Genomic DNA, 7,270 nt, shown 5'->3' on the forward strand with positions numbered 1-7,270 from the left:
CCTAACAATGATATCAATTCAGTTGCTTAATTAGCAACTATGATTTGTTCTCACAAGGTAGATCTTCTTGTCGTAATTTTTCATTTTTTAACGTTCGATGTAGAAGCTGGCTATAAATAGGCTGGCCTCCCAAGAGTTGAGCTACAATGACAGCGCCGAGACATGTAATGATAAGAGGCAAAATTAGGTAGTAATTATTCGTCATTTCAATAACTAATAATATCCCTGTGATGGGCGCTCTGACTGTGGCGGCAAACAGCGCCCCCATACCTGCAATCGCGAACATGCCCGGAGAGATTAAAAGCCCTGGAAACAAAGTTTGTACGATAAGACCAAATGCGTAACCAAATAGCGTCCCAAGCGCCAGCATAGGAGCAAAAATGCCACCTGGCGCACCAGAAGCAAAGCAAAGTAGGGTAGTTAAAATACGAGCGATAAAGAGAATGATTAAAACCCCAGCACCATAACCTCCATTGGTAATGGTAGGGATGTGGCTGATCCCCCCTCCGGTTATTTCGGGCAAGTAAAGCAGCATAAGACCGAAAAAACCGCCCAAACAGCTGCCTGTAATCAAATATCGCTTACGATCATTTCGGTGCAGCTTTACAAACAGATCCTGAGAAAGATTGATCAAACGATTAAATGCAACACCAAATACACCAAACATTGCACCAAGCAATAAGAAAAGCCATAGCGCTGCCAATTCTGGTCGTTGATATTGAGGCATAGTGATGACGGCATCTTGCCCATTGATGTATCGAAAGACGATATTGGCGGAAATTGCCGAAATAATAACGGCGCGGATTGAAATAAGTGAATAACGAAACTGAGGTCGCATTTCTTCGATCACAAACATGATGCCAGCCAGTGGTGCATTGAAGGCGGCCGCTAGTCCTCCTGCGGCGCCAGATGCCAGTAATGAGTGCTGTGTATCATCATTTTTGACCTTAAAAATGTCAGTAACCATACGTCCAATAGCGCCGCCCATTTGCACAGTGGGGCCTTCTCGACCCAGCACCATACCCGAGCCCAATGCGCCCATTCCGCCAAAAAACTTAACGGGAAGAACTCGCCACCAACGAACTGGTCGTATTCCATCCATGGCACCTTCAATTTCAGGTATGCCTGAACCTGCGGCTTCGGGAGCAAAACGATGAACTAGGTAATATCCTATAAAAGCGAGTGCAGCACTAATCAGAATTGCGGCGAGCCAAAGCGGTAGCAAACGACCAATTGCTTGTTTTAACCAATCAGTTCTGGTGTCTGAAACAAAGTGAACCGCCATCTCAAATAGGGTGCCGACAAGGCCAGATAATATTCCTACTATCAAAGAGAGGGCGAGAACAGAGAGAGGTGTTTTGTCTTTTGAGAGAAATTGATTAATCGCATCCTTTGGTACCTTAGATAAAAAGGATTGCTTGATCTTCTCTCTGGTGTTCATTTGTATTTTGGTCCCTGTTATGAATGAGTATCAGTGCTGCGCCCGATGCTCAAGCAAATTTCGCTTAGGGTGTTAGGGATCAGTGGGCTGATTATACGCTTGATAAGGACAATCTTTATCTATCAAAAGTGAAAATTTGAATTTCAAATATGTAATAAAATTTTATGCATTAAGTTTCATTTTATTGACAGAGGATCACACTTGTTTTCTTGATCTCTGAGCGATATAAACCACAATTAAAGGGTAAGGAAATCTGAACTATTCGCATAGAGAAAGTTAACCTTGCACACAATATGGAAAGTTTTACCCAAATATACAGAAATCCTCGTATTAATATCAGAATGTCGAAGATGAAGGCACTGATTCGCAAGCTCACGATTGAGTCACGAGGGACAAGGCGCACTGATTTGTGCGCCTTTTGTTGTTTAGAGTTTATGAAAGGCCAGCGAGCTGCTGAAGGATGGCATCGAGTTGCTCCCAAGGTAGCTTCTGGCTATCAATGACTTCGATTCTACTCTCCTTGGCTGACATTGACGCCTCTGATATCGATACGACACCATGAGAGATATTGAGTGTCATCACCCCTTTATCCGTTTTCATGACCCCTTTGATACGCTCAGCCGATAGGTCAGATAGCATTGACAGCAATTCATCAAAGCAAAATTCCACCTGTTCGCTAAATAACCAACCACAACTGTAATAGCCTTGGCCGCTATTTTCTCGCCTAAGAACGTGCTGCCCAGCATTTAGTGTTAGAGGGGGAGCCATATCTTGGTCATGAGTATGTAAATTAGCCACCTTAGGTGAAATATTACCTCTAATGCTGTCGAGGATTTCAATCGGGAACTGCCCATCTTTGACAAGGCGTGCATTGATCTTTGGCGGATCTTGCTTGGCTACCCAATCATTGAAAGCGTCTATGTCTTCCGTAGTACATAGGTCTACCTTGTTTCCTATTACTACGTCGGCAATCCCGAGCTGTTCAATAAAATTATCATTAGAAAGATATTTTGGATTGGAAAGATTACGCGGGTCGACCAAGGCAAGGGTTGCCTTTAAGTCAATATGCTCGCGAAACTGTTCAGACATAAGAGTCGCGAGGATCTTGTCTGCATGCCCCAATCCTGTCGGTTCGATGATCAACCTGTCCGGCTTACTACGTAACAATGAGGTGATGGCGACAGAAGTCGGCACGCCAGCAGCGCAGCACATACAGCCGCCTGGCACCTGTTTGACTAGCGTTCCTTGCTGCGTGAGTATCGCGCCATCAATGCCGATTTCACCAAATTCATTGACCAGCACAGCCCAATTTTGATTGGCAGGCTTGTTTTTGAGCAAGTTAAGAATGGCGGTTGTTTTACCTGAACCTAAAAAGCCTGTGATAATGTTTGTTGGTGTTTGCATATCAATCGTTCGTCATTCCATTTCTAAATCTATTCAAGAAGTCGATCAGCGCTTGTTTTTCAAATAGCGTTTACGACGTTCTTCTTTCTTCTGTGCCTTAAGCTCGGCTTTACGCGTGGCTTCGATCTCGACTTCAACCAACTCTTTAGTGATCATTTCAGGACGTTCAAGCGTGACTTGTCCCAAGGTGCCATTACGCAGTTCATGGAGCAAAATCTCTGAACATTTGTGTAAATCGACACGGCCACCTGATCGCAATGCGCCGCGCTTACGACCAATTTCTTCCATCAACTCAATGTCGCTTTGCGGCAACTCTTCGATTTGGTAACGCTCTTTCAAGCGTTCTGGATAGGCTTGGGCTAAGTATTCTACCGTATAGAAAGCCACTTCTTCATATTCCATCGCAGTGTCTTTTACTGCGCCTGTGGCTGCAAGGCGAAACCCGCTGTGTGGGTTTTCTACTTTCGGCCACAAAATCCCCGGCGTGTCAGAAAGCACAATACCATTTTGTAAGTTGATCCTTTGCTGACGGCGAGTGACAGCGGGCTGGTTTCCCGTTACTGCGATAGTTCGGCCTGCAAGCGTGTTGATGATGGTTGATTTGCCCACATTTGGGATGCCCATGATCATGGTGCGAATATTTTTGCCGATTTCTTCGCGGTGGGGAGCCAGCTTGCGGCAAAGGTCCAAAATCTTATTCACTTCTTGCGGATTAGACGTGGTAATCGCCATCGCTTTAACATCTTGCTCTTTTTCGAAATGGTCTATCCATAATTGAGTCAATTCAGGATCAGCAAGGTCTCTCTTGTTTAGAACTTTTACAACCGGCTTGCCAGCGCGGATTTCAGAGATCATCGGATTTTCACTGCTAAATGGAATGCGAGCATCCAATACTTCGATGATGACATCAATTTGTGGAATGGCTTCTTCGATCTCTTTACGGGCTTTGTGCATGTGGCCCGGAAACCATTGGATTGTGTTGTTAACCATGTGAATATTTGGCCTTTGTAAATAGAAACGGCTGGCGGCATAACGCTAATCGTGATGGTTGATACCCACGATAACGCTCAGTTGCCGTAAAGCACTAAGTTATAGCTAATCTTAACATTGAGTTTGAGTTTCTCATAACTTAGTCATTGGTTTTTTCCAAAAGGTCTAAACCACAATAAGGCTCTGATATACAGTAAAACTTATGATAATTAAAAAGTGTTAAATGAAACTGATTTAATACTTTGCCTTAGCTGTGTTTGTTGTTTATATTTCGTGTTTCATATGGATAATTCGAAAAATAAATCTATGGCAGCTACCCAACATTCCCAAGAACATGAAACCTTATTTGAAACTAATGAACAGCTTGTTTCCACTACCGATTTAAGTGGTGTTATTACCTACAGTAATGAAGCCTTTTGCCGCATTGCAGGATTTAGCCAAGATGAATTGCTTGGACAGCATCACAACATTGTCCGTCACGATTCTATGCCCAAAGCCGCATTCGCTGATATGTGGGCGCATTTGAAAAACGGTCAGGCGTGGCGTGGCATTGTTAAAAATAGGACCAAATCGGGTGGTTTTTACTGGGTAGATGCTTATGTGACGCCCATTTATGATAATGGCGAGATGGTTGGTTACCAATCCGTTCGGGTTAAACCCAAAAGAGAATGGGTAAATGTTGCCGATAAGGCATACAAAAAATTGCGAAAAGCCGAAAAATCAGGACGTCGCCAATCACTTCCTCGTTTCGATGCGCTGCGCTACGTCATGGTGTTTGGTGCCCTCATTGCGCCGCTACTCGCAAAAACGTTTGCCGTTGAAGGCGCGCTTAGCTGGATTTTGAATCTGCTTCCACTCGCTGGCTTTATGCTTTTTAAACAAGAGCTTGTCGACACACCAAGGCAGCTAAAGCATTTAAGAACAGTTTATGACAGCATCAGTCGTTTGATTTACTCTGGTCAAGGACAGTTTTCTGTTGCGGACTTTCATATTAAGTTGCTATCAGCGCGTATTCGTACTGTCTTAGGACGAATGACAGACTCTGCAAGGCCGCTTTTGAGTCTATCAGACAGTTTAAGCGCGACAACGAATCAGGTGTCGGAAGCGCTTGAACAACAAACTCGTGATATTCGCCAAGTGCGAGTGGCGTCAGAAGAGGTGGAATTAACCGCTAATGAAGTTTCAACCAGCACTCATGAAGCCCATGAACTTATCGATGATACGCTAAATACTTGTTTGCTAGCCAAAGAGACGATAGACAAAACACATGCCAACCTTGAGCAGTTAAGTCTTCAAGCAGAGCAGGCCACGCAAGCCACTTTTCAACTGAGCGAACAAGCGCAAAATGTCAGTCAAATGATGGAAGAAATCGGCGGGATCGCCGAACAAACCAATTTACTGGCGCTTAACGCGGCAATTGAGGCTGCAAGAGCGGGGGAGCAGGGCAGAGGATTTGCGGTTGTCTCAGATGAAGTTCGAGCGCTTTCAGGTCGCACGGCCAATGCCACTGTGCAAATCAAAGACAGCATCGGCACTATGTTAGAGACGATTGAAAAGTGGCAGAAAGATATTATTGAAAATCGCGAGCAAACCAATGCCTGTGGTGAAGTGGCTCAAGAAAGCGCAAAACGTCTATCAGATGTTGAAGCTATGATGCATTCGATGGACAACTTGATGAAAGTGGTCGAGGATGCCTCGATGAAGCAGCGCCGATTATCAGAGGATGTGAATTTGCATATTCAGTCGATTGCGTCAGCTGCGGAGAAAAATCTGATAGCAACTCAATCAGTTAACCAACATTCCCATGAACTGCGTAATCAAGTGAACGAGTTTTATCATCTTGCGCAGCGATTTGAAGAAAAACAATAGCCGAGAAATATCGGCTATTGTGGCTAGACAGCTCTACGCAGGTATAAAGCTGCGTAGGTGTTGTTTAACCTGCTCAGAAGTGAACGCAGACTCAACACTGTATGAGTAAATCTTGAAGTAATCATCAAGTGTTAGCGCAAATTCTTGCATGACTTTTTCCACTTCTGCCGTCATTGTCGTATTCGACACAGTGCGGTTATCGGTATTGATTGTAATGGCGATACCATCTTTTAAAAATACCTTTGCAGGGTGGTTAGATAAGGCAGTAACCGCTTTGGTCTGAACATTACTGCTTGGGCATGTTTCTAAAGCGATATGCTGATCTTTGACCATGTCATAGGCAGCTTGATGGCCTGTAATGTGAATACCATGACCAATACGTTCTGCGCCTAGTAAGGTGATTGCATCATAAACATTTTGCCCCACACCTTGCTCGCCAGCATGAATCGTGACGTTATAACCCTTATCCTTAGCGTACTCGGCATACGGGACAAACTCGGCGCAAAATCCAGCGGCTTCTCCACCGGCGAGATCAAAGGCAGCAATACCATTGCCTAAATACGGCTGACCAACATCTAATACTTCTTTGATTCTGTCTTTTGGTGCATGGCGGAGAATCGAAAGGATGTAGTTGCCTTTAATATCGTAAAGCGATTCTGCACGTTTCATGCCGTTGACAACGCTTGATAGCACTTGCTCAAGTGTTAATCCGCTTTCAAGATGTAATAGGGGGCCGAAACGTACTTCAAGGTATTTGACGTTCTCTTTTGCCGCATCTTCATAAAGCTCGAAAGAAATTCTCTCAAGTGCGTCAGCGGTTTGCATCACAGATAGGGGCAAGTCAAAACGCTTTAAGTACTCATCAAGGTTTGGGCAAGTTTCAGGTGCGATCATCAGCTCGCGTATCTGCTCAATATCTTGAGTCGGTAGGGAAATACCTTGCTGATTTGCAAGCTCAAGAATCGTTTCAGGGCGCACACTGCCATCAAGGTGGCAGTGTAAGTCAATTTTAGGAAGATCAATAAATTGCATGAGTCTCTACCTTTATTGAAAGGTTAAAGTATCGTTATTCATTCAAAAAAGCCCCGCATCGCGAGGCTTTGTTAAGCGCAAGAAGAATTAGTCGAGTAATTCTTTCGCTGTGTTTACCACATTTTCAGTGGTAAAGCCGAACATCTTAAATAGCTCGCCTGCTGGTGCTGATTCACCAAAGGTTGTCATACCTATGATGCGGCCGTCAAAGCCAACATACTTGTACCAGAAGTCGGCAATACCGGCTTCAATAGCCACACGCGCTGTTACATCTGATGGTAGAACGCTTTCACGATACGCTGCGTCTTGTCTGTCAAAGGCATCAGTCGATGGCATAGACACCACGCGTACTTGCTTGCCTTGCGCGCTTAGCTCAGCCGCCGCATTAACGGCAAGCTCTACTTCGGAACCCGTAGCAATTAAAATAAGCTCTGGCTGGCCTTGGCAGTCTTTTAGGATATAACCACCTTTGGCAATGTTCGCCACTTGCTCTGCGCTGCGCTCTTGCTGCGCGAGGTTTTGACGAGAGAAAAC

Annotated in this window: 6 protein-coding genes; 1 reads left to right on the plus strand and 5 read right to left on the minus strand. The window is 44.6% G+C overall.

Annotation, left to right across the window (positions count from 1 at the left end):
• Nucleotides 1-37 precede the first annotated feature (37 nt).
• The 3 genes from clcA to ylqF all read right to left on the minus strand — a co-directional run bounded on the left by clcA (nt 38) and on the right by ylqF (nt 3,835).
• Nucleotides 38-1,441: a H(+)/Cl(-) exchange transporter ClcA gene (gene clcA, locus DPF90_RS11235; RefSeq protein WP_114786427.1), complete on the minus strand. Its 1,404-nt coding sequence runs from the start codon at nt 1,439-1,441 to the stop codon at nt 38-40.
• A 432-nt stretch (nt 1,442-1,873) separates the two neighbouring features.
• On the minus strand, nt 1,874-2,845 hold the full coding sequence (locus DPF90_RS11240) for a CobW family GTP-binding protein (RefSeq protein ID WP_114786428.1): 972 nt from the start codon (nt 2,843-2,845) through the stop codon (nt 1,874-1,876).
• A 45-nt stretch (nt 2,846-2,890) separates the two neighbouring features.
• A complete protein-coding gene (gene ylqF / locus DPF90_RS11245; protein ID WP_114786429.1) occupies nt 2,891-3,835 on the minus strand; it encodes a ribosome biogenesis GTPase YlqF in 945 nt (314 codons plus the stop codon).
• A gap of 306 nt (nt 3,836-4,141) precedes the next feature.
• On the opposite strand from ylqF, the gene DPF90_RS11250 reads away from it, so the two are divergent.
• Nucleotides 4,142-5,704: a methyl-accepting chemotaxis protein gene (locus DPF90_RS11250; RefSeq protein WP_114786430.1), complete on the plus strand. Its 1,563-nt coding sequence runs from the start codon at nt 4,142-4,144 to the stop codon at nt 5,702-5,704.
• A 33-nt stretch (nt 5,705-5,737) separates the two neighbouring features.
• On the opposite strand, the gene add is transcribed toward DPF90_RS11250, so the two are convergent.
• Both add and DPF90_RS11260 read right to left on the minus strand, forming a co-directional pair.
• Entirely contained in the window at nt 5,738-6,736 is a 999-nt protein-coding gene (add, locus tag DPF90_RS11255) for an adenosine deaminase (protein WP_114786431.1), read from the minus strand.
• An 87-nt stretch (nt 6,737-6,823) separates the two neighbouring features.
• The coding region (locus tag DPF90_RS11260; RefSeq protein ID WP_275895330.1) for a transketolase-like TK C-terminal-containing protein at nt 6,824-7,270 on the minus strand (447 nt) is incomplete at its 5' end.

The sequence above is a fragment of the Vibrio tetraodonis genome (assembly GCF_003350295.1).
Lineage (GTDB): Bacteria > Pseudomonadota > Gammaproteobacteria > Enterobacterales > Vibrionaceae > Vibrio > Vibrio tetraodonis.

Excerpts from the sequence above, each read along its gene's own strand:
- DPF90_RS11250 (WP_114786430.1), top strand. The coding sequence starts at position 4,142 with ATGGCAGCTACCCAACATTCCCAAGAACATGAAACCTTATTTGAAACT.
- clcA (WP_114786427.1), bottom strand. The coding sequence starts at position 1,441 with ATGAACACCAGAGAGAAGATCAAGCAATCCTTTTTATCTAAGGTACCA.
- add (WP_114786431.1), bottom strand. The coding sequence starts at position 6,736 with ATGCAATTTATTGATCTTCCTAAAATTGACTTACACTGCCACCTTGAT.
- ylqF (WP_114786429.1), bottom strand. The coding sequence starts at position 3,835 with ATGGTTAACAACACAATCCAATGGTTTCCGGGCCACATGCACAAAGCC.
- DPF90_RS11240 (WP_114786428.1), bottom strand. The coding sequence starts at position 2,845 with ATGCAAACACCAACAAACATTATCACAGGCTTTTTAGGTTCAGGTAAA.